The sequence below is a fragment of the Streptomyces sp. NPDC001220 genome, assembly GCF_053597895.1.
This window is the reverse complement of sequence record NZ_JBSFJE010000001.1, coordinates 507,807-531,888: the sequence shown is the minus strand read 5'-3', so window position 1 is coordinate 531,888 and position 24,082 is coordinate 507,807. Positions and strand designations below refer to the sequence as shown.

At 70.6% G+C, this 24,082-nt stretch carries 23 protein-coding genes; 11 read left to right on the top strand and 12 right to left on the bottom strand.

Features of this window, described 5'->3' with window-relative positions:
• Positions 1-53 precede the first annotated feature (53 nt).
• The 6 genes from ACWDGI_RS02545 to ACWDGI_RS02520 form a co-directional block, all read right to left on the bottom strand.
• Entirely contained in the window at positions 54-1,049 is a 996-nt protein-coding gene (locus tag ACWDGI_RS02545) for a hypothetical protein (protein WP_450754564.1), read from the bottom strand.
• Between the two features lie 192 nt (positions 1,050-1,241).
• The gene (locus ACWDGI_RS02540) at positions 1,242-3,716 is read right to left on the bottom strand and encodes a hypothetical protein (protein WP_450754562.1); all 2,475 of its coding nucleotides are present in this window, start codon (positions 3,714-3,716) and stop codon (positions 1,242-1,244) included.
• On the bottom strand, positions 3,713-5,398 hold the full coding sequence (gene pstS, locus ACWDGI_RS02535; RefSeq protein WP_450754560.1) for a phosphate ABC transporter substrate-binding protein PstS: 1,686 nt from the start codon (positions 5,396-5,398) through the stop codon (positions 3,713-3,715). The genes ACWDGI_RS02540 and pstS overlap by 4 nt, the downstream gene beginning before the upstream one ends.
• A gap of 35 nt (positions 5,399-5,433) precedes the next feature.
• Positions 5,434-6,726 (bottom strand): phosphate ABC transporter permease PstA, encoded by a 1,293-nt coding sequence (gene pstA, locus ACWDGI_RS02530; protein WP_450754558.1) that lies wholly within the window; start codon positions 6,724-6,726, stop codon positions 5,434-5,436.
• Between the two features lie 26 nt (positions 6,727-6,752).
• Complete coding sequence (pstC, locus tag ACWDGI_RS02525) at positions 6,753-7,769, bottom strand: phosphate ABC transporter permease subunit PstC (RefSeq protein ID WP_450754556.1); 1,017 nt, start codon at positions 7,767-7,769, stop codon at positions 6,753-6,755.
• A gap of 184 nt (positions 7,770-7,953) precedes the next feature.
• Positions 7,954-8,340 (bottom strand): DUF1508 domain-containing protein, encoded by a 387-nt coding sequence (locus ACWDGI_RS02520; protein ID WP_450754554.1) that lies wholly within the window; start codon positions 8,338-8,340, stop codon positions 7,954-7,956.
• Between the two features lie 432 nt (positions 8,341-8,772).
• On the opposite strand from ACWDGI_RS02520, the gene ACWDGI_RS02515 reads away from it, so the two are divergent.
• The gene (locus ACWDGI_RS02515; protein WP_450754552.1) at positions 8,773-9,537 is read left to right on the top strand and encodes a calcium-binding protein; all 765 of its coding nucleotides are present in this window, start codon (positions 8,773-8,775) and stop codon (positions 9,535-9,537) included.
• 201 nt (positions 9,538-9,738) lie between these two features.
• Here the strand turns inward: ACWDGI_RS02515 and ACWDGI_RS02510 are convergent, their stop codons facing one another.
• Positions 9,739-10,419, bottom strand: a complete 681-nt coding sequence (locus tag ACWDGI_RS02510; protein WP_450754550.1) for a PH domain-containing protein — start codon at positions 10,417-10,419, stop codon at positions 9,739-9,741.
• Between the two features lie 214 nt (positions 10,420-10,633).
• Here ACWDGI_RS02510 and deoC point away from each other — a divergent pair, with 214 nt between their 5' ends.
• From deoC to ACWDGI_RS02495, 3 genes are read left to right on the top strand one after another with little or no spacing between them, the layout of a single operon-like run.
• Entirely contained in the window at positions 10,634-11,587 is a 954-nt protein-coding gene (gene deoC / locus ACWDGI_RS02505; protein WP_450755272.1) for a deoxyribose-phosphate aldolase, read from the top strand.
• A gap of 20 nt (positions 11,588-11,607) precedes the next feature.
• Entirely contained in the window at positions 11,608-13,044 is a 1,437-nt protein-coding gene (locus ACWDGI_RS02500) for an aldehyde dehydrogenase family protein (protein WP_450754548.1), read from the top strand.
• Entirely contained in the window at positions 13,037-13,945 is a 909-nt protein-coding gene (locus tag ACWDGI_RS02495) for an aldehyde dehydrogenase family protein (protein WP_450754546.1), read from the top strand. The genes ACWDGI_RS02500 and ACWDGI_RS02495 overlap by 8 nt, the downstream gene beginning before the upstream one ends.
• A 75-nt stretch (positions 13,946-14,020) precedes the next feature.
• Here the strand turns inward: ACWDGI_RS02495 and ACWDGI_RS02490 are convergent, their stop codons facing one another.
• Positions 14,021-14,428: a hypothetical protein gene (locus ACWDGI_RS02490; RefSeq protein WP_450754544.1), complete on the bottom strand. Its 408-nt coding sequence runs from the start codon at positions 14,426-14,428 to the stop codon at positions 14,021-14,023.
• A gap of 127 nt (positions 14,429-14,555) precedes the next feature.
• On the opposite strand from ACWDGI_RS02490, the gene ACWDGI_RS02485 reads away from it, so the two are divergent.
• Positions 14,556-15,200: a uridine kinase family protein gene (locus ACWDGI_RS02485; protein WP_450754542.1), complete on the top strand. Its 645-nt coding sequence runs from the start codon at positions 14,556-14,558 to the stop codon at positions 15,198-15,200.
• A 262-nt stretch (positions 15,201-15,462) separates the two neighbouring features.
• Here the strand turns inward: ACWDGI_RS02485 and ACWDGI_RS02480 are convergent, their stop codons facing one another.
• The gene (locus ACWDGI_RS02480; RefSeq protein ID WP_450754540.1) at positions 15,463-16,200 is read right to left on the bottom strand and encodes a SigE family RNA polymerase sigma factor; all 738 of its coding nucleotides are present in this window, start codon (positions 16,198-16,200) and stop codon (positions 15,463-15,465) included.
• Between the two features lie 254 nt (positions 16,201-16,454).
• Between ACWDGI_RS02480 and afsQ1 the strand changes: the two genes are divergently transcribed.
• The 5 genes from afsQ1 to ACWDGI_RS02455 all read left to right on the top strand — a co-directional run bounded on the left by afsQ1 (position 16,455) and on the right by ACWDGI_RS02455 (position 20,368).
• A complete protein-coding gene (gene afsQ1, locus ACWDGI_RS02475; RefSeq protein WP_174855921.1) occupies positions 16,455-17,132 on the top strand; it encodes a two-component system response regulator AfsQ1 in 678 nt (225 codons plus the stop codon).
• A complete protein-coding gene (locus ACWDGI_RS02470; protein WP_450754538.1) occupies positions 17,129-18,694 on the top strand; it encodes an ATP-binding protein in 1,566 nt (521 codons plus the stop codon). Before afsQ1 ends, ACWDGI_RS02470 begins: the two co-directional genes overlap by 4 nt.
• Positions 18,694-19,296, top strand: a complete 603-nt coding sequence (locus tag ACWDGI_RS02465; RefSeq protein WP_450754536.1) for a hypothetical protein — start codon at positions 18,694-18,696, stop codon at positions 19,294-19,296. The genes ACWDGI_RS02470 and ACWDGI_RS02465 overlap by 1 nt, the downstream gene beginning before the upstream one ends.
• A 211-nt stretch (positions 19,297-19,507) precedes the next feature.
• A complete protein-coding gene (locus tag ACWDGI_RS02460; protein WP_450754534.1) occupies positions 19,508-20,059 on the top strand; it encodes a VanZ family protein in 552 nt (183 codons plus the stop codon).
• A 111-nt stretch (positions 20,060-20,170) separates the two neighbouring features.
• On the top strand, positions 20,171-20,368 hold the full coding sequence (locus ACWDGI_RS02455; protein ID WP_089099209.1) for a PspC domain-containing protein: 198 nt from the start codon (positions 20,171-20,173) through the stop codon (positions 20,366-20,368).
• A gap of 82 nt (positions 20,369-20,450) precedes the next feature.
• Here ACWDGI_RS02455 and ACWDGI_RS02450 read toward each other — a convergent pair whose 3' ends face one another.
• Together ACWDGI_RS02450 and ACWDGI_RS02445 are read right to left on the bottom strand one after the other, a co-directional pair.
• Positions 20,451-20,807: an ATP-binding protein gene (locus tag ACWDGI_RS02450; protein ID WP_450754532.1), complete on the bottom strand. Its 357-nt coding sequence runs from the start codon at positions 20,805-20,807 to the stop codon at positions 20,451-20,453.
• A 155-nt stretch (positions 20,808-20,962) separates the two neighbouring features.
• Complete coding sequence (locus ACWDGI_RS02445) at positions 20,963-22,120, bottom strand: adenosine deaminase (RefSeq protein WP_450754530.1); 1,158 nt, start codon at positions 22,118-22,120, stop codon at positions 20,963-20,965.
• Between the two features lie 124 nt (positions 22,121-22,244).
• Between ACWDGI_RS02445 and ACWDGI_RS02440 the strand changes: the two genes are divergently transcribed.
• Positions 22,245-23,009: a prolyl oligopeptidase family serine peptidase gene (locus ACWDGI_RS02440; protein WP_450754528.1), complete on the top strand. Its 765-nt coding sequence runs from the start codon at positions 22,245-22,247 to the stop codon at positions 23,007-23,009.
• Between the two features lie 98 nt (positions 23,010-23,107).
• Here ACWDGI_RS02440 and ACWDGI_RS02435 read toward each other — a convergent pair whose 3' ends face one another.
• A complete protein-coding gene (locus ACWDGI_RS02435; RefSeq protein WP_450754526.1) occupies positions 23,108-24,061 on the bottom strand; it encodes a LysR family transcriptional regulator in 954 nt (317 codons plus the stop codon).
• Positions 24,062-24,082: the final 21 nt, after the last annotated feature.

Here is a 24,082-nt window from a genome sequence, read left to right as displayed (position 1 = left end):
CGGGCACCCGAGGGTGCCCGGCCGTCACGCGGGGATCAGACGGTGTGCACGGATCAGCGCTCGGCCTTGACCGAGGTGTCACCGCAGTTGGTCAGGGTGCCGAAGCCGTACTTGCCGATCGTGGTGGTGTCGGAGCAGACCTTCGAGGCCGAGCCGACGAAGGTCTCGGCGACGACGCCGTTGGTGAGGGTGGCGGTCGGGACGACGTTGTAGACGTTCCGGAGGAAGTTCGGGGTGAAGGCGGAGTTGAGCGCGATCGCCGTGCCCGAGCCCGTGGTCGGGGCGGTGCTGTTGATGTTGCGCAGGCGGGACTCGCCGCGGCGGTTCGGGACGTCGGAGAGGCCCTTGCCCTGGGCGATCCACTGGGCGATCGAGTAGGGCATCAGCTGGTTGGCGTTGGTGATCGCCTCGCCGTTGTGCTCCTGGATCGTGCCGTTGACGCAGCTGCCGAGGTCGGCCTCGGTGAGGCCCAGGGCCTGCAGCCAGAACGAGCGGGTGCCGGAGCCGGACTGCGGCAGCAGCGGCTGCGCGTTCGGGAACTCGGTGGAGTTGCACTTGTAGATCGCGGCCAGCTGCGCCGCGGTCAGGTTCGTCGGGAGCGTGCTGCCCAGGTCGGTGGCGTAGGTGACACCGTCCTTGGCGAACGGGATGAAGGTCAGGTCGGTGGTGCTGAGGTCCGCCGGGCCGCGCGAGGAACGGGCGAAGTCGATGCAGTGGGTGCCCGCGTCCAGGTCGGCGTTGAGCGCGTTGATGCCGGCCGACGAACCGTCGGGGCGCGCGACGGTGTCACAGCCGGACGCCTTGGTCTTGATCGTGCTCGTGCCCGTCGCGTTCCACGACGCGATGATCTTGCCGCTGGCGTTGGTCACCGCGGAGGACTCGCTCAGGCCGTTCACCACGTACTGCGTGGTGTCGGAGCCGACACCCGCGAGCTGGCGGTAGTCGGTGGCCGGGGTCGGGTCGGCGGAAGCCGGAGAGGTGAGGATTCCGAGACCGAGAGCCGCGGCACCGAGAACAGCGCCGACCTTGGCGTAGGACTTGACGTTCACTTCTGAACCCCTTGTTTTCCGGTTTTCGAAGACTGGACGTTCAAGCTGCATCCGGAACACTGGAAATGGGAATCCGGATTTTCGTGCTGCCGACCCGCCGGTCGGCCACCGCATACGTTTCCAGCAATTCCGCGCGATGACCAACCAATTCCCAACGAGAGAAAGGTTACGGGGAGGCTCCCTAGGTGCCTCCTAGGGAATTCGCCGATGCGCGAGACGAAGCAGCAAAGGACCCGAAAGACCTGCTGCACCGCCGAGGAACAGGACGACCAGCAAAACCCAGCGGATAATCCCCATGACCTCTTTCGGGGTGACTCCGCTCCGACTGTTCGCCACAGGCTGCTGCGGCCCCGAGGAGGGGGACGCGGAGCTGTTCACGGCGGCCGCCGACGGGTGGGCCGTACCGTCGCCGCCGGCTCCGCCCGCGGACTGTCCGCCGCTGTCCGTGCCACCGGAGACTCCTCCGGTGCCGGACCCGGAGCCGGATCCTCCGGAGCCGTCCGCCCCCGGTGGGGCGGAGGCGGAGCCGCCCGTGGTGGTGCCCCGCTCCAGCGCGTTGGCGGCGGTCACCGCCTGCGCGCGCTGTTCCGCCGGCAACGGCGCGTAGCCGTAGGGCAGCTGGCCCGCCGCCAGGCCCTGGGTCTGGCCCGCCCCGGCCGCGTACCTGATGAACTGCGCGTACGCCTTACGGGTCGCGGCGTCCTGGTTCACCGACGCCGCGGCGTAGGCGACGGCCGTCAGCGGGTAGGCCTGGCCCTTGGCCCGCGCCGGATCGGGGTCGAGCACGCCGGCGTCTTCGGACGACGCCTTCATGGCCTCGACTCCGGCCGTGAGAGTGCCGGTCGAGGGCTTGACGAAGGTGCCGTCCGCGTTGCGCAGGGCAGCCGTCTTGAGTCCGTAGCGCTCCGCCGACGCGGTGTCGACGATCGCCAGCACGGCGCGTCTGCCCGGCGGCGGGACGTCGTTGATCAGCTTGGGCGGCGGATTGGTGGAGTTGAACACGCCGGACCACTGGATGGTGCGGTTGTTGTTGCCCCGCAGGGTCCGCACCGCCCCGTCGTGCAGGTCCGCCGTGTACGGGTCCAGGTCGGTCAGGGCGTAGGTCAGCGGGGGGACACCGTTGGCGATGGCGTCCGTGGTCGTCGGGTCCACCTTGGGGTAGTCGGTCAGCCCGGTGTTCTTCGCCAGGTCCAGATCCTTGAAGTAGGGATTCACTTTCGTGCCCCAGGGATCCGGTTTCCCGGACAGGAAGTCCCGGGCGTCCGTGTCGGACTGGAGCCAGTTCCAGACCAGCCGGGTGGTGTCGGAGCTCTGCAGCGGAACCATGAGGCTTCTCGGCGTCCCCTGCAACGTGGGAAATCCCGGGTTCAGTTCCTGGAATTCCTTGTCATCGGCGAACGTGTCCGGATTCCCTCTCAAATGGCTCGGCGTCGTATTGAGCGAGACGTCCTTCACATAGGAGTGAGTGAGCATCTTGGCGACGAGCCGCGGTGTCAGCTTCATGTCCTGGACGACGCCGTCCGGGCTCTCCATGAAGAACGCGATCGCCACCCCGGACACCGCCACCGGCGCCTCCACGACCTTCGCCGCGGCGTCCCTCTGATCGACCGGGTCGACGGTGAAGCCGAGCAGGGGCTCGTCGGACGTCGTGTTCAGTACCTGGCTCCTGGCCACCTCCTCCCCGCCCTGGGTGAAGGAGAAGGTGCTCCCCGTGGCCGAGCACAGCTTCGGCTGCCAGGAGGTGACAGCGTCCGTCGCCAGTTCGGAGCCGGCCGTGGGCCGCTCCGGCTGGCCCTCCGGGCAGAACTCGCCGACCGGCTGGAAGGACAGCGGGACGACCATCCGCTGGGCCCAGTTCGTGGCGGACAGCGGCGAGGTGACGAGATTCGGGCTACGGCCGCCCCCGGCGTTCAGGACATCCGTACCGTCGGCGTCGTGCGTGCCGCGCGGCACGACGACCAGCCAGCACGACCGCGGAACGGGGTCGCTTCCGGCGGGCGCGGTGTTCGCACCGCATCCGAGGTGGGGGGCTTCTACCGCGTCCTCCACCTCGAAGTTCACCTCTCCGGTGCCATTGCCGAAGGTGCGGTTGGCGACCTGCTCGTTCGTGTCCAGCGGACCGTAGTACGTCGTGTCCGTGGACGACGTGGTGGGCGGAAGTCCACCGACGGGCCGGAACGGAACGAAAGCGTTCGCACCGGTGTACTGCGTCTCCGCCGGGTCGTAGACGTAGGCGGCACCGGGGTCGCCGCTGACCCTCCTCGTCCCGGCGATGGCGCCCTTGATCACGTCATCCCCCAGGCCCGTGCTGCCGAACTCGCACTGCTCACGGGTGGGCCCGGCCGGATCGTCCCCCCAGCACTGCATGATCTGCAGATAGTTGAACGCGAAGTAGTTGTCAGACGTCTGCTCCCCGCCTGTCCAGCTGACCCGGACGCCCTGCGACCGCAGGTCCTTCGTCTGGTGGACGGTCACCTTCAGCTTGGAGAAGTCGTCGTGCGGACCCTTCTTGCCCGTCACCGTCACCGCGGAGTCCTCGCTGGCCACCGCCGCGGCGGGCGTCGTGACGGGCGGGACCGGGAGCAGGGCCAGGACCAGTCCGGCCAGCAGGGCGCCCACCGCGACGAAGACCCGCGGTGCGGGCCGCCGGTTCGGCGCGGCTCTCATGCCGCACCGCCCTTGCGCCGGCCCCGGCCCGCCATGAGCCGCGCGACCACGGGTGGCCCGACGACGACGCCGACCAGGAGCACGGCCGACAGCGCCATCAGCGCGGTGCGCAGCCCCAGGGAGTCGTCCGAGGCCAGGGAGACCGGGCTGGCGGCCACCGAGGTGTCCCCGGTGTTCTGGCCGCCGCCGAGCGCCGCACCGGTGTCGGGGTCGATGCCGCCCGTGGTCGTACCGCCCGTGCCGGTGCCGCCCGTCGTGCCACCGGTTGCGCCGCCGGTCGTCGTACCGCCCGTGCCCGTCGAGCCCGAGCCGCCCGTCGACGCCGAGCCGCCGGTCGTACCGGAGCCGCCCGAGGCGCTGCCGCCGGAGCCGGAGCCCCCGGTGCCGGACCCGTTGCCGACCTGCGTGGGCGTCCTGTTGCCGCCGGTGCCGGTCGCGCACTGGTCCGGCCCCTTCTTGTCGCACGCCTGCGGGTAGGGGGCGTTGTCCAGCAGCACGTTCCGGCCGCCGGAGAACGTCGGGTTGTTGCACTTGCCGATGTCGATGTTCGACGCCACCGCGCCCGGGATCCGCTTCGTCTGGTCCATGGCCGCCTGCACCAGGTTCTTCGGCAGCGGCGAGTAGCCGAGCCGGTCCGCCAGTTGCTGGCCCTCGCAGAGGAAGTAGTCGTTGAACGTGCTCAGCGTCGCGCCCTTGGCCCTGGTGAAGCCCATCTCCTCCTTGGTCGGGATGATCATGTAGCTGTAGGAGGAGAGCGGGTAGGTGCGCCTGTCGCCGAACGTGTAGACGGAGTCCAGGTTCTGGGTGAGGTAGTTCGCGGAGCGCTCGTCGTTGTTGATCCGGGCCTTGGTGAGCGCCACAGCCACGCTGGAGGCGGTCGGCTCGATGTAGTAGCCGGCCCTGTTGAGGACCTTGGCCACCGGGAAGCCCGCGTTGCGCGCGTAGGAGTACTCCACGTAGGTGATGGCACCCTCGGCCTGGGGCTGCTTGGTGTAGCCCGCGACGCCGAGCGACTGGGACTGGGCGACGAAACCCGAACCGGGGATCACCGGGAAGTACGACGTCAGACCGCAGGGGGTGGGCTTGCCCGCCCGGCGGCAGTAGTCGTTCCACAGGGAGCCGTACTCCTTGGACATCCACAGGCTGAACTGCGCGGTCGTACCGGAGCCGTCGGAGCGGACGACCGGGACGATCCGGCGGGCGGGCAGGTTCAGCTTGGGGTTGTCCGCCTTGATCTCCGGCGCGTTCCACTGGGTGAGCCTGCCGGTGAAGATCTTGGTGATGACGTCTCCGGACAGCCGGAGGTTGGTCACCTGCCTGCCGCCGATCTTCAGGTTGTACATGAAGGACGTACCGCCGGCCACGATCGGCATGTAGGCGTACTTGCGCTGCGGCGGGGCCTCCGTGGTGCCGAACTCCGTGAGCCCGTACGGGATTTCCGAGACACCGAAGTCGGAGGTTCCGTTGGCGAACTGGGTACGGCCGACCGACGATCCGACGGCCGAGTAGTTGACGGTGAGTCCCTGCTGCTTGACGTTGCGGCGCCACTGCTCGATGGCGTTGGAGCTCCAGGTCGAGCCGGATCCGCTGATCTTGACGTAGGTGGCGGCGAAGGCACCCGGCGGGTGCAGTGCCAGCAGCACGCAGACCAGGGCGACGCAGATCGCCGGCGCCTGGTACACGCGCGTAGTGCCCGGGCGTCGGACAGAGGCGGGTATCACGGGGTGCTCCTCGTCGGTGCGGGTCTGACGGACGGCTGGTCGGTGCCGGCACGGGCCGCGAAGCGCCGGGCGTCGCGGCGGGACGCCTTGACCCGGCGGTGCTCCTGACGGCGGGTCAGCTGTCCCGGCCCGCGGCCGCCGATGACGCGGGCGACGACGAACAGGACGAGCACCAGCACCAGCAGCACCGCGGCGGTGCCGAAGCCGCGGGCGATGTAGGTGGGCTCGGGGGACTTGACCAGTTCGAAGGTGGCCAGCGGGAGCGACACCATCGGGTCGTGCAGCGGATCGGTGTTGAGCTCCGCGGTGTAGCCGGCGGTCAGCAGGACCGGCGAGGTCTCGCCCACCCCGCGGGCCGTGCCCAGGATGATCGCCGTCATCAGTCCGGACCGTGAGGTGGGCAGCACCACGTGCCACACCGTGCGCCAGCGCGAGGTGCCGAGCGCGTACGACGCCTCCCGCAGCGTGCCCGGGACCAGCCGGATCACCACGTCCGAGGCGCGGATGACGATCGGCAGCATCATCACGGAGATCGCCAGCGCGGCGGCGAGCCCGGAGCGGTCGAAGCCCAGCGCCAGGATGAAGGTCGCGTAGATGAACAGGCCGGCGACGATGGACGGCAGCGCCGTCATCGCCTCGACGATGGTGCGGACGAACCGGCTGAAGGCGCCCGGCACCTCGTTGAGGAAGACCGCGCACACCAGCCCGGACGGGATGCAGATCACCAGGGCGATGGAGATCTGCCACAGGGTGCCGACGATCGCGTGCAGGATGCCGCCGACGCTGAGCGGCTCGATCGGGCCCGCGTCGGCCATCGACCGGGTGTAGAAGTTCAGGTGCGGCAGCGCGTCGCGGCCCTCGTAGATGGTGTAGACGATCACGAAGGCCAGGACGGCGATCATCACCACGCCGAGGCTCTGGACGACGGCGGCCGCCACCCGGTCGCGCACCGCGGGCCCGTCCTCGTCGAAGGAGACCAGCAGCGCGTACAGGCCGAGGAAGAGGACGTACGCGATCACGACGAAGCCCAGCGCGCCGTTGAAGGGCAGCAGCCGGTCGAACATCACCCAGGTGATCGCGAGGGACGCGGCGGCGGCGCCGAGCATCGCGTACCCGTCGGTCGCGCGCAGCGTCGACAGGTTGCGGCGTGACTCGGTGAGCCCGCTGCGGCGTTCGGGCAGCCGGGTGCGCGGCGCCGGCGGGTCGGCGGGTGTCGTCGCCGGCGGGTCGGCGGGTGTCGTCCGCGGTCCCTGGTCGCCGGGTGGGCTCTGTGCGGTGGTGACGGTCATCGGGGCTGGATCTCCTCAGGAGCTCGTCAGGAGTCGCTGGTCGCGCCGGAGCGGCTGCGGGCGACGATCGACGACGCGACGAAGTTGACGACGAGGGTCATCAGGAACAGCGCGAGGCCCGCGGCCATCAGCGCCGACATGCCGATCTCGCTCGCCTCGCCGTAGCGCAGGGCGATCAGTGAGGAGACCGAGCTGGTGCCGTTCTGGAGGATGTGCGGCTGGATCGCGAACACCGGCGAGATGATCAGGTACACGGCGATGGTCTCGCCGAGCGCGCGGCCCAGGCCCAGCATGGTGCCGCCGATGATGCCGCCCTTGCCGAAGGGCAGGACGACGCTGCGGATCATGCCCCAGCGGTTGGCGCCGAGCGCGTAGGCGCCCTCCCGTTCGCCGACCGGGGCCTGCGAGAACACCTCGCGCATCACCGAGCAGATGATCGGCGCGACCATCAGCGACACGACCATGCCGGCGATGAAGGTGGACGAGGTGTAGACGGTGGCGGTGGCGAGCGGATCGCGTGGATCGGCGCCGTCGACCTCGAAGAGCGGTATCCATCCGAAGTACGTGGAGATCCAGCGCGACAGGGAGACCACGTGCCCCTGGAAGAAGAACAGACCCCACAGGCCGTAGACCACCGAGGGCACGGCGGCCATCAGGTCGACGATGCTCACGAGGGTGCGGCGGAGCCGCGGCGGGGCGTACTCGGAGATGTACAGCGCCGTGCCGAGCGCCAGCGGTACGGCGAACGCGATGGCGACGAGCGCGATGAGGATCGTGCCGACGAGCACGGCCGCGATACCGAAGTGGCCGCCGTCGGGCTCCCAGGTCTCGGTGGTGACGAAGCCCCACTTCGCGACCGACAGCGCCTGCCAGGCCCGGTAGGTGAGAAAGCCGCCGACGAGCAGCATGATGGCCAGCACCAGGGCGCCGCCGCCCCGCAGAGCACCCCTGAACACCCGGTCCGGGAGGCCCGGATCGGCGTACAGGCGTCTCGGCGGGTCGTCCACCGGACCCAGGGGGCGCTCGTCTATTCGCGTCGTCACATGGGTCGACGCTCCTGAGGCCTGATGGACTTCCGCACACGCGCAAGTGAACGAGGTGTCCCCGAGAGGCAACTTCCGGGATTGACGTGAACGCGGTGATAGGGGAAACACAAAGGGGTCTGAACCCACCGTTGCGGCGGGTTCGGACCCCTGTGGTGAAATAGCGGGCCGACGGCCGGCCCGTTCAGCCCATGTCCTCCCAGGCGATCATTCCACCGGCCCCGATGTCGATCAGGAGGCCGCGGAATCGCTCGTAGGCGGCCTGGCATGTCGAGTGCCGCTCATAGGCGCGCGAGGACACGGCCAGCGCACCGCCGGCCGGATCGCGCAATCGCCACACCCAGCCATTGCCTTCGGACGTGTGGTGCACGCCCCCGGGTAATCCGAGGACATCGGCGCACATTCTCTCGAACGCCGTTCGGCACTCCTCGTAGCTGCGGTACGTCAGGGCCGCCACGGCGATCACCCGCCCGTTGGTGGCCGTGAGTCGCCACAGGTAACTCCCGTCTGCGGATATGTCTATCTGGCAGCGCGTGCCGGGTACGGCCGCGCCCCCCTGTCTTGCCGCCATCCATCCCCACCCCTGCGGTTCCCGTCGTCAGGAAGGCCGCGCGTCCGGACGCTGGTTCGTCCGCCACGCGGCACCCGCAGGGTAGTGAGACGCGAGTGACAACGATTGCCCTCTCTTTAATGTACTGAGCATGCTTCACCCAATGGTTGCCCCTCGTTCACATAGCTGTCCCACAGGGCCGTCCGCCGGGCGCGAAACACGGAGGTGGCCGCCAGGTCCGCTGAAATTAGGGTCGAGTTTTCCCTTCGGTTTTCCATGGAATCGACGGAGCCGATATTCGCCCGCGCTTTTCTTTACCGGAAAACCTTCGATGCCCTTCGGCGGCCATCGAAAGCATTCCAAAATCTTCACTCGCTGAGTACGCTGCACACGTCAATTCGGGACCGGCTGCCGGGAATTGGCCGGCCATGGCATTCGACTTGGGGAATTCGCATGCGCATTCACTCTGCCGTCGCCGCCGCGTGCGGCGTCGTGGCCCTGTCCGCCCTCGCCGTTCCGGCCGCACACGCGGACGAGCAGTACGGCGACACCTACGTCACCGGCGTGGTCGTCAACAGTGGTGCCCCCGTGGTCGTCGGTACGGACGCGAGAACCGTCTCCGTCGCGGTCACCGCGACCGACCCGACCGGCATCTCGGAGATCGCCGCCACGCTGTACCACGGCGCGTACGCCGCCCAGGACAGCACGGTTCCGGCCGCGACGAACTGCGCGCCGACCGCCGACGCCACCACCACCTGCACCCTGACCTTCCACCTCGCCCCGGGGACCGCTCCGGCCGACGACACGCTGGCGGGCACCTGGAGTGTCAGCGCGTACGCGATCGCCGCCGACGGCGACGCCCAGTTCCTGGAGAACGCGGCCACCTTCTCCCTGAAGCGCGACACCCGGCTGACCGTCGACGCCACCCCCGAACCGGTGAAGCGCGGCAGGCTCCTCACGGTCAGGGGCGGTGTGCAGAACGCGGACTGGGCGACCGGCGCGTTCGCCGCAGCCGCGGCCGGCCAGGGGGTCGAACTCCAGTTCCGTCCGGCGGGCTGCACGACCTGGACCACCCTGAAGTCCGCCACCACCGCCGCCGACGGCACCGTCTCCTCCACCGTCCGCGCGTACGCCGACGGCGACTACCGCTGGTCCTACGCCGGCACGGCCACGACCGCCGCCGCGGTCTCCCCGTCCGACCACGTCGACGTCCGCTGACCTGCGACCGGGTGAACCCCTGAACGACGATGCCGGGCCACCCACCACGGGGGGCCCGGCACCACGCGCCCGCCGGTCAGCCCGTCGCCGGCAGGATCGCCAGAAGCACCGCTCCCGCGACCGCCGGGGCAACCACCTCGTACCCCCAAACGACGATGCCGGGCCACCCACCACGGGCGCCCGGCACCACGCGCCCGCCGGTCAGCCCGTCGCCAGCAGGATCGCCAGAAGCACCGCTCCCGCGACCGCCGGGGCAGCCACCTCGTACGCCCAGCGGACCGTGACCTCACCCTGCGCGGACTCGGCCTGGCCCCGGTGCTCCAGCGTCTCCCGCAGGTCGTCCATGACCTTGTCGGTGTCCGCGCGCGCCGGCCCGGTCGCCTCGTCGGGCTCCCGCTGGCCCCCGATCGCGCCGCCGAGCCCGAAGCCGCCGAGCCCGCCCCCGCCGAACCCCGTCCGGCCGCGCCGCGCGTCCGACCCCGCCTTCGCCTGCGCCTTCGCCTGCCGACTGGCCGCCTTCTTGCGGCCCCGCAGCGAGACGGGGATCGCCCACAGCTGGTACTTCGCACCCGACTTGACGATCACCTCGTTCGAGTAACCGGAGCGCAGGGAGACGATCTCCCCCCACGGCAGCGTGATCACCCGGAACGGGTTCCGCACCCGCAGCCGGTCCTCGCCCGCGAACACCGCCGGGCGCAGCGTGAACGCCACCACCAGCGGCACGAGCAGGATCATGGCCGCCAGGGCGAGCCAGGGGGTGTGGCCGTGGCCCCGGATCAGCGCGTCGATGCCCAGCCAGCAGATGATGCCGAGCAGAAGTACGCCGCCGATCAACGCCTGGGGCGAGCGGTAGATGCGGTCCTTGACGAGGGGCGTGGTCATGCCGCGATTCTGCCTCAGCTGTGCGCCTTCGCGCCGTGCGGGATGGGTGCGGTGCGCGGGTGCGGGTGGTTCGTGGCCGCTCGCGCCCGCGCGGCGGAGCCGCGTATCGATACGACCCGCCCCCTTCCAGGGCGCCCACCCAGCCGCCTCTGATAAGAACCGTTCCTCCGGGGTGTACAGCTGCTACGCGCGTAGATATGCTCGGGTGGTGACCATGCCCACCACCGCACCCCACGCACTTGCTGACGTCACCGCGTCCGACAGCACGCTGCGCCGCTTCCTCCACGGGCTGCCCGGCGTCGACGCGGTCGGCCTGGAGGCGCGTGCCGCCTCCCTCGGCACCCGTTCCATCAAGACCACCGCGAAGGCGTACGCCATCGACCTCGCCATCTCGATGGTCGACCTGACGACGCTGGAAGGCGCGGACACCCCGGGCAAGGTCCGGGCGCTCGGCGCCAAGGCGGTCCACCCGGACCCGACGGACCGTACGACCCCCGCCACGGCCGCCGTCTGTGTCTATCCCGACATGGTGGCCACCGCCAAGGAGGCCGTCGCCGGCTCCGGCGTCAAGGTCGCCTCGGTCGCCACCGCCTTCCCGGCGGGCCGCGCGGCCCTGCCGGTCAAGCTCGCCGACGTGCGGGACGCCGTGGCCGCGGGTGCCGACGAGATCGACATGGTCATCGACCGCGGGGCGTTCCTCGCGGGGAACTACCGCAAGGTGTACGACGAGATCGTCGCCGTGAAGGACGCCTGCGGCACGTCCGCCCGCCTCAAGGTCATCTTCGAGACCGGCGAGCTGTCGACGTACGACAACATCCGCCGGGCCTCCTGGCTGGGCATGCTCGCCGGCGCCGACTTCATCAAGACCTCCACCGGCAAGGTGGCGGTGAACGCGACGCCCGCGAACACCCTGCTCATGCTGGAGGCCGTACGCGACTTCCGCGCGCAGACCGGAGTCCAGGTCGGCGTCAAGCCCGCCGGCGGCATCCGGACCAGCAAGGACGCGATCAAGTTCCTCGTCCTGGTGAACGAGACGGCGGGCGCGGACTGGCTGGACAACCACTGGTTCCGCTTCGGCGCCTCCTCGCTCCTGAACGACCTGCTGATGCAGCGTCAGAAGCTGGCCACCGGCCGCTACTCCGGCCCCGACTACGTGACGGTGGACTGATCACCATGGCCAAGGAAAAGATGACCACCGCATTCGAGTACGCACCGGCGCCCGAGTCCCGCTCCGTCGTCGACATCGCGCCCTCCTACGGCCTCTTCATCGACGGCGAGTTCACCGACGCGGCGGACGGCAAGGTCTTCAAGACCGTCAGCCCCAGCACCGAGGAGGTCCTCTCCGAGGTCGCCCGGGCCGGTGCCGAGGACGTCGACCGGGCCGTCAAGGCCGCCCGCAAGGCGTTCGAGAAGTGGTCCGCGCTGCCGGGCTCCGAGCGCGCCAAGTACCTCTTCCGCATCGCCCGGATCATCCAGGAGCGCAGCCGCGAGCTGGCCGTCCTGGAGACGCTGGACAACGGCAAGCCCATCAAGGAGACCCGCGACGCCGACCTCCCGCTGGTCGCCGCGCACTTCTTCTACTACGCGGGCTGGGCCGACAAGCTCGACCACGCGGGCTACGGCGCGGACCCCCGTCCGCTCGGTGTGGCCGGCCAGGTCATCCCCTGGAACTTCCCGCTCCTGATGCTGGCGTGGAAGATCGCCCCGGCGCTGGCCACCGGCAACACGGTCGTCCTCAAGCCGGCGGAGACCACGCCCCTGTCGGCCCTCTTCTTCGCGGAGATCTGCCGCCAGGCGGGCCTGCCCAGGGGCGTCGTCAACATCCTCCCCGGCTACGGTGACGCGGGCGCCGCGCTCGTCGCCCACCCCGACGTGAACAAGGTCGCCTTCACCGGCTCCACCGCCGTCGGCAAGGAGATCGCGCGCACGGTCGCGGGCAGCCGCAAGAAGCTCACCCTCGAACTGGGCGGCAAGGGCGCGAACATCGTCTTCGACGACGCCCCCATCGACCAGGCCGTCGAGGGCATCGTCAACGGCATCTTCTTCAACCAGGGCCAGGTCTGCTGCGCGGGCTCCCGGCTCCTCGTCCAGGAGTCGATCCACGACGAGCTGCTGGACTCCCTGAAGCGCCGCCTGTCCACCCTCCGCCTCGGCGACCCGCTGGACAAGAACACCGACATCGGCGCGATCAACTCCGCGGAGCAGCTCGCGCGCATCACCTCCCTCGTCGAGCAGGGCGAGGCGGAGGGCGCCGAGCGCTGGTCCCCGGCCTGTGAGATCCCCTCCGCCGGGTACTGGTTCGCCCCGACGCTCTTCACGAACGTCACCCAGGCGCACACCGTCGCCCGCGACGAGATCTTCGGCCCGGTGCTGTCGGTCCTGACCTTCCGCACGCCCGACGAGGCCGTGGCGAAGGCCAACAACACGCCCTACGGCCTGTCCGCCGGTATCTGGACCGAGAAGGGCTCGCGGATCCTCGCCGTCGCCAACAAGCTGCGCGCGGGCGTGATCTGGTCCAACACGTTCAACAAGTTCGACCCCACGTCGCCGTTCGGCGGTTACAAGGAGTCGGGCTTCGGCCGCGAGGGCGGCCGTCACGGTCTGGAGGCGTACCTCGATGTCTGAGAAGCCCAAGAACACTGAGCAGCAGCGTCTGAGCGTCTTCAAGACCTACAAGCTGTACGTCGGGGGCAAGTTCCCCCGCAGCGAGAGCGGCCGGGTGTACGAGGTGACCGACTCGAAGGGCAACTGGCTGGCCAACGCGCCGCAGTCGAGCCGTAAGGACGCCCGGGACGCGGTCGTGGCCGCGCGCAAGGCGTTCGGCGGCTGGTCCGGCGCCACTGCCTACAACCGGGGGCAGGTCCTCTACCGCGTCGCGGAGATGCTGGAGGGCCGCCGGGACCAGTTCACGCGCGAGGTCGCGGACGCTGAGGGCCTCGGCAGGTCCAAGGCCGCCGCGGTCGTGGACGCGACCATCGACCGCTGGGTCTGGTACGCGGGCTGGACCGACAAGATCGCCCAGGTGGTCGGCGGCGGCAACCCGGTCGCGGGCCCGTTCTTCAACCTGTCCTCCCCCGAGCCGACCGGTGTGGTGGCCGTCCTGGCCCCGCAGGAGTCGTCGTTCCTGGGCCTGGTGTCCGTGGTCGCGCCCGTGATCGCGACCGGCAACACGGCGGTCGTCGTCGCCAGCGAGAAGTCGCCGCTCCCGGCGCTCTCCCTGGCCGAGGTGCTCGCCACCTCCGACGTCCCCGGCGGAGTGGTCAACGTCCTCTCCGGCCGTACGGCGGAGATCGCGGCGCCCCTCGCCGCCCACCAGGACGTCAACGCGATCGACCTCGCGGGCGCCGACGAGGCGCTGGCGAAGGAGCTGGAGATCGCGGCGGCCGACAACCTCAAGCGCGTGCTTCGTCCACAGCCTGTGGATTACGCCGGGACCCCGGGAACCGAGCGCCTCACGGCCTTCCTGGAGACGAAGACGGTCTGGCACCCGACGGGGGCGCTGGGCGCGTCGGGGTCCTCCTACTGATTCACCTCCGCGTGTGGGGAACTGCGGGCCGCCCGTGGCTGGTCGCGCAGTTCCCCGCACCCCCTTACCGGGCGCTCAACTCCCCGCGTCTCCCAGCGCCTGCCCCAGCACCGGAACCGCCCCGACCGACGACGCCTGCGCCACCGGACCCGTCAGCATCTTCGACGACACCGGCCGGAAGTCGGCCACCTGCGTACCCACCCCGTTGTCCAGCGGGTCGACACCCGTGCCCGCCAGCGGGTTGGGCTTCAGCCCCGTCACCGGCCCCGTGACATACGGCAGTACGGCCCCCAGCGCCTGCATGCCCGCCTTCGGGTCGATGTGACCGAGCGAGGTGGGCCGGGTCCGCACCAGGGGGTCCATGACGTGCTGGGTGTCCGCGGCCGCCGTCGTGGCGCCCGCGCCGAGCGCGACCCCCGCCGTGGCGAGTGCGACCAGGGCGCGCTGGGCGGTCGGATGCGGGGAGGACGCGGTTCGGGCCATTGCTGATGCCACCTTCGGATGCTCAGGGTGATCGGATCGGCACTCAGGGTAGTTGAGGTGTGACTCACGCTCCAAAGCCGACCCGCGGGGTCGGCAGCGGGCCCCCCATGCGTCAAACTGGTGTTCCGTGAGCCTTCATCTCCCGTCCCCCGCCCGTGTGGTGCTGCTGTGCGGCCCCTCGGGCTCGGGCAAGTCACTCGTCGCCGCCCGTTCCGGGCTGCCCGTCCTGCGCCTCGACGACTTCTACAAGGAGGGCGACGACCCGACCCTGCCGCTGGTGGCGGGGAGTTCGGACATCGACTGGGACCACCCGGAGTCCTGGGACGCGGAGGTCGCGGTCGAGGCCATCGCCCGGCTCTGCGCCACGGGGTCGACGCCGGTGCCGGTGTACGACATCGCGCTCAGCGCCCGTACCGGCGAGGAACCGCTGCGCATCGGCCGTACCCCGCTGTTCATCGCGGAGGGCATCTTCGCCGCCGAGATAGTGGAGCGCTGCCGGGAGCTGGGGCTGCTGGCCGACGCGCTCTGTCTGAACCGGGGCCCGATGCGGACCTTCCGGCGGCGCTTCCTGCGCGATCTCAAGGAGGGCCGCAAGTCGGTGCCGTTCCTGCTGCGCCGGGGCTGGCGGCTGATGCGCGCGGAGCGGGCGATCGTGGCCCGCCAGGTGGCGCTGGGCGCGCACCCGTGCGACCGGGACGAGGCGCTGGGCCGGCTGGCGTCGGCGGCCGTCGGGCATCACGGCGCGGCGAAGACCACCGCAACCATCAACTGAGGAACCACGACGGCGAGCGACCACGTCCGCGAGAGCGGCGCCGGTTCGGGCGCAAAAGGGCGCGGGACTGGATGGACCCCCCGGCCCTCCAGTCCCGCTCCCCCGTCGCTCCGCCGAACACCCCCGTGTCCCCCGTGGCGGAGCTCCCCCGTGCTTTCCCCGCGAGTCCCCCCGGACTCGCTTCCCCCATGGGCCCTGACTCGCGTCCCCCGTGAGTCCCCCCGGGCCCTCCCCGTCGGGATCCCCCCGGATCCCCTTACCTTCAGGCGACAAGCTCCCCGAAGGCGCTCTCCTCGTCACGGCCGAAGCTGAGGACCTCGTCCTCGCGCAGCCGGCGGAGCGACCGCCAGATGCTGGACTTCACCGTGCCGACACTGATGTCGAGGATCTCCGCGATCTCCGGGTCCGTGCGGCCCTCGTAGTAGCGCAGGACCAGCATGGTGCGCTGGAGTTCGGGGAGCCGGGCCAGCGCCTGCCACAGGACCGCGCGCAGCTCGGTGCCGCTCATCGCGTCCGTGTCGCCGGGCGTCTCCGGCAGTTCCTCGGTCGGGTACTCGTTGAGCTTGCGGCGCCGCCAGGCGCTGATGTGCAGGTTGGTCATGGTCCGCCGCAGGTAACCGCCCACGGCCGCCTTGTCGCTGATCCGGTCCCACGCCCTGTACGTCGAGAACAGCGCGCTCTGCAGCAGGTCCTCGGCCTCGTAGCGGTCACCGGTCAGGTGGTAGGCGGTCGCGTACAGGGAGGCTCGGCGCTCCTGGACGTAGGCGGTGAACTCCGCCTCGGTCAGCGAGCGCTGCTCCCCCGTGTCCTCCCCGTGCGCGGATCCCCCGTGCGGCTCCCCCGTGAAGCCGTCGACCACCGTCATGTAGGCGTTGTGCTGACGTCCGGTGCCGCGAGCGCACCCCCGCCCGCTCACGGCACCGGACTTCTCGGAACCCCGGTGCACGTCGTGCAGACGCGTGATCACTGCGCTGGTGCTGTGACCGATCAGCGTGTTCATCTCGCGCCCCCCGTCGTGGACTTCCGGTAGTTCGGCTTGCTCAGGCCGCTCGCCTCGTCCCGCTCGCTTGCCTGTGCCGAGAACTCTGCCGGGCCACCTTCACGGCCGTATCCGCCGACTGTCACAGACCTGTCACAGGGGTTCGGCACAGAGAGTCCACACAAGATGCACAGATGGTGGCGCTAGGGAGGTTTGCGGGCGGCTACCAGTCGCACAGGTCGTACGACAGGCCCCGCATGGGCCAGAATGAGCCCGTGCCTTCCCTGTTGCTGATCGAGGACGACGACGCCATCCGTACGGCCCTGGAGCTCTCACTGACGCGCCAGGGACACCGGGTGGCCACCGCTGCGACCGGTGAGGACGGTCTGAAGCTGTTGCGTGAGCAGCGGCCCGATCTGATCGTCCTCGACGTCATGCTGCCCGGCATCGACGGGTTCGAGGTGTGCCGGCGGATCCGGCGCACGGACCAGTTGCCGATCATTCTGCTGACCGCGCGCAGCGACGACATCGACGTGGTGGTCGGGCTGGAGTCCGGGGCCGACGACTATGTCGTCAAACCCGTCCAGGGCCGGGTGCTCGACGCCCGGATCCGGGCCGTGCTGCGCCGCGGGGAGCGGGAGTCCAGCGACTCGGCGACCTACGGCAATGTCGTCATCGACCGGTCCGCGATGACCGTGACGAAGAACGGCGAGGACCTCCAGCTGACGCCGACCGAGCTGCGGCTGCTGCTCGAACTGAGCCGGCGGCCCGGGCAGGCGCTGTCCCGGCAGCAACTGCTGCGGCTGGTCTGGGAGCACGACTACCTCGGTGACTCCCGGCTCGTGGACGCCTGTGTGCAGCGGCTGCGCGCCAAGGTGGAGGACGTGCCCTCCTCCCCGACCCTGATCCGTACCGTGCGTGGTGTCGGCTACCGCCTGGACGCTCCTCAGTGACGGACCGGCAAGGGGGTTTCCGCGGCTGGGCCGCGGATCGCAAGGGAGCCGTGTCCAGGCTGCGTTTCACCAGTCTGCGGCTGCGGCTCGTCGTGGTCTTCGGGCTCGTCGCGCTGACCGCGGCCGTGTCCGCGTCCGGCATCGCGTACTGGCTCAACCGCGAGGCCGTGCTCACCCGTACCCAGGACGCGGTGCTGCGCGACTTCCAGCAGGAGATGCAGAACCGGGCCGGAGCGCTGCCCGTCCATCCCACCCAGGACGAACTCCAGCGCACGGCCGGGCAGATGGCCGTCAGCAGTCAGCGGTTCAGCGTGTTACTGGTCGGCCAGGACCCGGACGGCAAGACGGTGTACGGCAGTTCGGACGGGCTGAGCGCGTTCGCGCTCGACGACGTGCCCCGGTCGCTGCGCACGGCCGTCGACAAGCAGCAGAAGCTGACCGACTCCAACAAGTCGGCGTACCACCTGTACTGGCAGCGGGTCGTCGACCACGGCACGCCGTACCTGGTGGCCGGGACCCGGCTGATCGGCGGCGGGCCGTCCGGCTACATGATGAAGTCCCTGGAGCCGGAGGCGAAGGACCTCAACTCGCTGGCGTGGTCGCTGGGGATCGCCACCGGGCTGGCGCTCATCGGCTCGGCACTGCTCGCGCAGGCCGCCGCCACGACCGTGCTGAAGCCCGTGCACCGGCTGGGCGTCGCCGCGCGGCGACTCGGCGAGGGCAAGCTGGACACCCGGCTGCGGGTGTCGGGGACGGACGAACTCGCCGATCTCTCAAGGACGTTCAACGACGCGGCCGAGGCGCTGGAGAAACGGGTCGACGACATGGCCGCGCGCGACGACGCCTCGCGCCGCTTCGTCGCCGACATGAGCCATGAACTCCGTACGCCGCTCACCGCGATCACCGCCGTGACCGAGATCCTGGAGGAGGAGCTGGAGGCGGAGTCGGGGTCGATGGACCCGATGATCGAGCCCGCGGTCCGGCTGGTCGTCAGCGAGACGCGGCGCCTCAACGACCTCGTCGAGAACCTGATGGAGGTCACCCGCTTCGACGCCGGTACGGCCCGGCTGGTCCTCGACGACGTCGACATCGCCGACCAGATCACCGCCTGCATCGACGCCCGGGCGTGGCTGGACGCGGTGGAGCTGGACGCCGAGCGCGGCATCCACGCCCGCCTCGACCCGCGCCGCCTCGACGTCATCCTCGCCAACCTGATCGGCAACGCGCTCAAGCACGGCGGTTCGCCGGTGCGGGTGTCGGTGCGCATGGACCAGGAAGAGGGCGGTGACCTGGTGATCGCCGTACGCGACCACGGTCCGGGCATCCCGGAGGACGTCCTGCCGCACGTCTTCGACCGGTTCTACAAGGCGAGCGCCTCCCGGCCGCGTTCCGAGGGCAGCGGGCTGGGTCTGTCCATCGCGACGGAGAACGCCCGGATCCACGGCGGCTCGATCACCGCCGCCAACTCTCCCGAGGGCGGCGCGGTGTTCACCCTGCGGCTGCCCCGGGACGCCTCGGCTCTCACCGAGGAGAGCCAGGACGCCGGGGAGAAGGACGCCTGATGCACGGACGAAGACTCCTGGCCGTCGCCGGACTGGCGCTCGCGCTCTCCGGGTGCGGGATCCGGGCCACCGAGGTGCCGACCGACTTCGGCGGGGCGCCCTCGCGGGTGCCGTGCTCGATGACCCAGCCGGACCTGTCGGCGCAGTCCGCCCGCGGGGTGCCGGTGCAGGTGTTCCTGCTGTGCGGCGCCTCGCTGGTGACCGTGGACCGGGAGGTGCGGGTCCCGGAGGGCACGGCGGACGCGCAGCGGCGGGTGATCGTCGCGCAGGGGCTCCTCGACCAGCTCGCGGAGACGCCCACGGCCGCCGAGAAGGCTGCGGGCTACACGACGTACGTGCGCGGCGGGATGTCGGTCGTCGGGCCCCGGCCCGGGGATCCCGAGGACACGCTGCGGCTGAGCACGTCCCCGGCCCAGCTGACGTCGTACGCGCTGGGCCAGATCGTGTGCACTCTCTCCGACTCGGCCGCGGCCGAGGGCGACGGTTCGGTGATCCTGGGCGGGCCGGGGCGGGAGTCGCTGCTGCGGTACGAGTGCACGGACGCGGTGCGGAACTCTCCGAGTGGGAACCGGCCGCCGTCCGGTGAGGTTTCTTCCGGGTGAGGGGTGTTTCGGCGCCTGATGGGGTGCCGGAGCAGGTCGTGCGGCGGGTGCGGGCCGTGGGGGCTGGTCGCGCCCACGCGGCGGAGCCGCATGCCGATACAGCCCCCGCCCCTTCGGGGCGCGCGTGCGGGGTGCGCCCAAGGGACCGTGTGTCCGAGGCCTCACCCCCGTGTCCGGAACCGTTCGCGTGCGCGGGCGCGTCTACGGGGGCGTGCAGCGTCAAGGCTCCATCGGCGGCAGCGCCGCGATCCGCGTCCGTGCGACAGGGGGTGTCCTCCTTGTCGCACATCTCGCGTTCGTCGCCTGGCTGATGCTGCGGCCGCTGGACGTGCCGTGGGTGATGCCCGCCAACCTGCACCCGTTCGCCGGTATCCGCGCCGACCTGGCGCTGGGCCCGCGCGAGGCGGCCCACCGGATCGGTGAGGGCCTCGCGCTGCTCGCCCCGCTGGGCGTGCTGCTCCCGCTGGTCCACGGCCGGCTGCGCGTCTCCCCGCTCGCCTCCCTGACCGGTACCGCCGCCACCGGCGCCCTGATCTCGCTCGGCATAGCCCTGCTGCAGACCGGGGTGCCCGGGCGGGTGGTGGACGTCGACTCGATCCTGCTGAACACGGTCGGTGTGATCGTCGCGCATCTGGCGGTGGTGCCGGCGGCCCGCTCCCGGCTCCGCCGGCGGGGTGCGCGGCGGCGGCCCGCGGCCCTCCCCCAGGAGGACGCGGCTCAGGGTCGTACCCCGACGATTCCCAGGGTCGGGATCGCCCCGTAGAGCGACGCTTCGACCCGGTTCGTCTTCGTACCGTTGAGGACAGATGAGGGGCCGCACGGGCCGCCTCGAACCGGTCGCCCACAGCACCGGACACTCACGAAGGAGACGCGGATGTCCAGCCTCGCCCGCCCCACCCATGGCCGCATGATCGGCGGAGTGTGCGCCGCGCTGGCCCGCCGCTTCGGCACCTCCGCGACCACGATGCGGGTGATCTTCCTGCTGTCCTGTCTGCTGCCGGGGCCGCAGTTCCTGCTCTACATCGCGCTGTGGATCCTCCTCCCCTCGGAGGAGAAGGCCACCGCCTGGTAACACCTGGGGAAGACAACGCCGTCGGGGCGCACCGGACGATTCCGGTGCGCCCCGACGGCGTTGCCGATCCGCTGGGGAGAGGTCAGCCGATCGGAATCCCGTTCACCGGCAGACCATGGGTGGGCATGCCCTGGATCGGCAGTCCACCGAGCAGGCCGGCGACGGGCTTGGTCGGGCCACCACCGGCGAGCAGCTGCTCGGCGGCCGGCTGGGCGGCGGCAAGTCCCGCGGCGAGGGCGGTCTGCCCCTGCGCCACGGCCTCACCGGCCCCGGGCAGTGCCTTGGAGACGTTCTCGGCCGGCAGCGTCTTGGTGACGGTGTCCAGGGCCTGCGAGGAGTCCGGGACGGCCGGGGCCGCATTGGCCGCGCCCGCGCCGACGGCGGCGAAGGCGGCACCGAGAGCGGCGACACCGAGGGTCTTGGCAGCAGACTGCTTCATCGTTGATGCGTCCTTGGAATACGGTGACGGGGATCTTTGAATAACGCGCTGAGCGGTCCACGACCGTAAACATGCCGGACCACCCACCGCAAACACCGGAATGCGGACGGACAGCCGGAGACCGTCCGCATTCCGGGCCCCGCCGGAACTCCCGATCAGCTCTGTGGATCGGGAGAACCGCTGGTGGAGGCGGTCTGCCGGAACAGCCATTCGGATTTCAGCTCCGCATAACCCGGCTTGACGACGTCATTGATCATGGCGAGTCGTTCATCGAAAGGAATGAACGCTGATTTCATCGCATTGACGGAGAACCACTGCATGTCGTCGAGCGTGTAACCGAATGCGTCGACAAGGTGCTCGAATTCCCGGGTCATGCTGGTCCCCGACATCAGCCGGTTGTCCGTGTTCACGGTGGCCCGGAAGTGCAGCCGGCGCAGCAGCCCGATCGGGTGCTCGGCGTAGGAGTCGGCGGCCCCGGTCTGGAGGTTGGAGCTGGGGCACAGCTCCAACGGGATCCGCTTGTCACGGACGTACGAGGCGAGCCGGCCGAGCTTGACCGTGCCGTCCTCGTGGACCTGGATGTCGTCGATGATCCGTACGCCGTGCCCGAGCCGGTCGGCGCCGCACCACTGGAGGGCCTGCCAGATGGACGGCAGCCCGAAGGCCTCGCCGGCGTGGATGGTGAAGTGGTTGTTCTCGCGCTTGAGGTACTCGAAGGCGTCGAGGTGCCGGGTGGGCGGGTAGCCGGCCTCGGCGCCGGCGATGTCGAAGCCGACGACGCCCAGGTCCCGGTAGCGGTTGGCGAGCTCGGCGATCTCCAGGGAGCGGGCCGCGTGCCGCATGGCGGTGAGCAGGGCGCCCACCCGGATCCGGCGGCCGTTCTCCCGGGCGAGCGCCTCGCCCTGCCGGAAGCCCTCGTTGACGGCCTCGACGACCTCTTCGAGGGACAGGCCCCCTTCGAGGTGCTGCTCGGGTGCGTACCGCACCTCGGCGTACACGACGCCGTCCTCGGCGAGGTCCTCCGCGCACTCGCGCGCGACCCGCACCAGGGCGTCCCGGGTCTGCATGACCCCGACGGTGTGCGAGAAGGTCTCCAGGTACCGCTCCAGCGAGCCGGAGTCGGCGGCCTCCCGGAACCAGACGCCGAGCTTGTCCGGATCGGACTCGGGAAGGCCGGCGTACCCGGTCTCCCGGGCGAGGTCGGCGACGGTACCGGGGCGCAGACCGCCGTCGAGATGGTCGTGCAGCAGAACCTTCGGTGCCCGGCGGATCTGCTCCGGCGTCGGGGTGTTCGCGATGCTCTGGCTCGTCATTTCCGCACTGTAACTCCTACGCGCGTAGATCGCTCGGTACTCGGCAAATCCCCTTTCCCGTCGATACGCAACGGTGACCGCACGGACGGGTCGCGTACACCGCTTCTTCTGACACTGTTCTGTCATGGCACAGCAAGCGACGCCGGTCCGAACGGCCAGGCTGGGCAGAGCAGTCGGTCAGGAGCCGACGACGGTGAGCGGAGCGGTCCTGCTGCTCCCGGGCGGCGAGGAGGTCTCCGCCCGCAAGCCATCCCTCGTATGGGCGACGCCCTTCGTCCGCGCGCTGGGACGCCGGCTCGCCAGGGACGGCCGGGACGAGGGACTGGCCGCGCACATCGTCCATTACCGCTATCGCGGCTGGAACGGCAACGAGGCGCACCTCGCGGGGGACGCGAGCTGGGCGGCCGACGAGGTGGTACGGCGGTACGGCGATGTCCCGGTGTGCCTGCTGGGGCTGGGCATGGGCGGCCGGGCCGCGCTGCGCGCCGGCGGCCACGAGGCCGTCAACTCCGTCGTCTCCATCGCCCCTTGGCTGCCGGAGACGGACGTGGCGGCGCCCGAGGAACCGGTACGGCAGCTGGTGGGGCGCCGGGTGCTGATCGTGCACGGCACGAACGACGAACGGACCGACCCGGAGCAGTCGTTCCGGCTGGCGGCGCGGGCCAAGAAGGCGAACCGGGAGGTGTGCCGGTTCGAGGTGCACTCGGACGGGCACGGGCTGCATCAGCACCGGGACGAAGTCCTCGCTCTCGCCTCGGACTTCGTGCTGGGGGCGCTGTACGGACACGCGGTGTCGCGGCCGGTGGAGGACGCGCTGGCTGCGCCGCCGCCCATCGGGTTGCGGATGCCGCTCGCGGCGGGGTTCGGGCGGTCGCTCCGTAGGGGGTGATGTTCAGTTTCGGCGTGCGGGTGCGTTGTGGCCGGTCGCGCCCACGCGGCGGAGCCGCATATCAATACAGCCCCGCGCCCCTGACGGGGCGCTGTCCCCTAAGTGGGGAGCAAGTTACCCCTTCTTGACAGCAGGAACTTCTTGAAGGCTGCCACCGGTGGGGTGTCCGGGTGGCCGTCCAGCCATGCCACGCCGATCTCCCTCGCCGCTCTCGGGGCCGTGACCGTCAGTTCCACGACTCCCGGGCGGGGAAACGCAGGTGGGGGGAGCAACGCAACCCCCAGCCCGGCCGCCACCAAGCCCCTCAAGGTCTCCGCCTCCTCCCCCTCGAAGGCGATCCGCGGGCGGAAGCCGGCCTCCTTGCACAGGTCGTCGGTGATGCGGCGCAGGCCGTAGCCGGGTTCCAGGGTCACGAACGTCTCGTCGGCCGCTTCGGCGAGGCGGATGCGCCTGCGGCCGGCCAGCGGATGGTCCGCGGGAACCACCAGGCGCAGCTTCTGTTCGTCCAGGCGCCGGGCGACCAGGTCGGGGGCGTCCGGCACCGGCGAGGTGAGGCACAGGTCCAGCTCGCCCGCCCGGAGCTTCTCGATCATCGCCTCGCCGTAGTTCTGGACGAGGCTGAAACGGACCCGGGGGTGGTCGACGCGGAAGGCCTGGAGGAGGCCCGGGACGGTCTCCGCGCCCATCGTGTGCAGGAAGCCGAAGGCGACCTTGCCGGTGGTGGGGTCGGCGTCGCCGCGTACCTCGTCGGCGGCGCGCTGGACCTCGGCGAGGGCGCGTTCGACCGAGGTGAGGAAGGTGCGGCCGGCGGGGGTGAGGGAGACCGTGCGGCCGTGCCGGGTGAAGAGGCCGACGCCGAGGTCCTGCTCCAGGCGGGCCATCGCGCGGGAGAGCGTGGACTGGGGGACGCCGAGCTCCTGCGCGGCCCCGGTGACATGCTCCGTGCGGGCCACGCCGGCGAAGTACGCGAGGCGCGGAGCCAGCGACATCGTCATGTCTTCTGTGTCACTGTCCGGTGACAGGCGCTTCGCTGACCTCTGTTGATGCTGCATGGGAACGATTATGGCGATTCC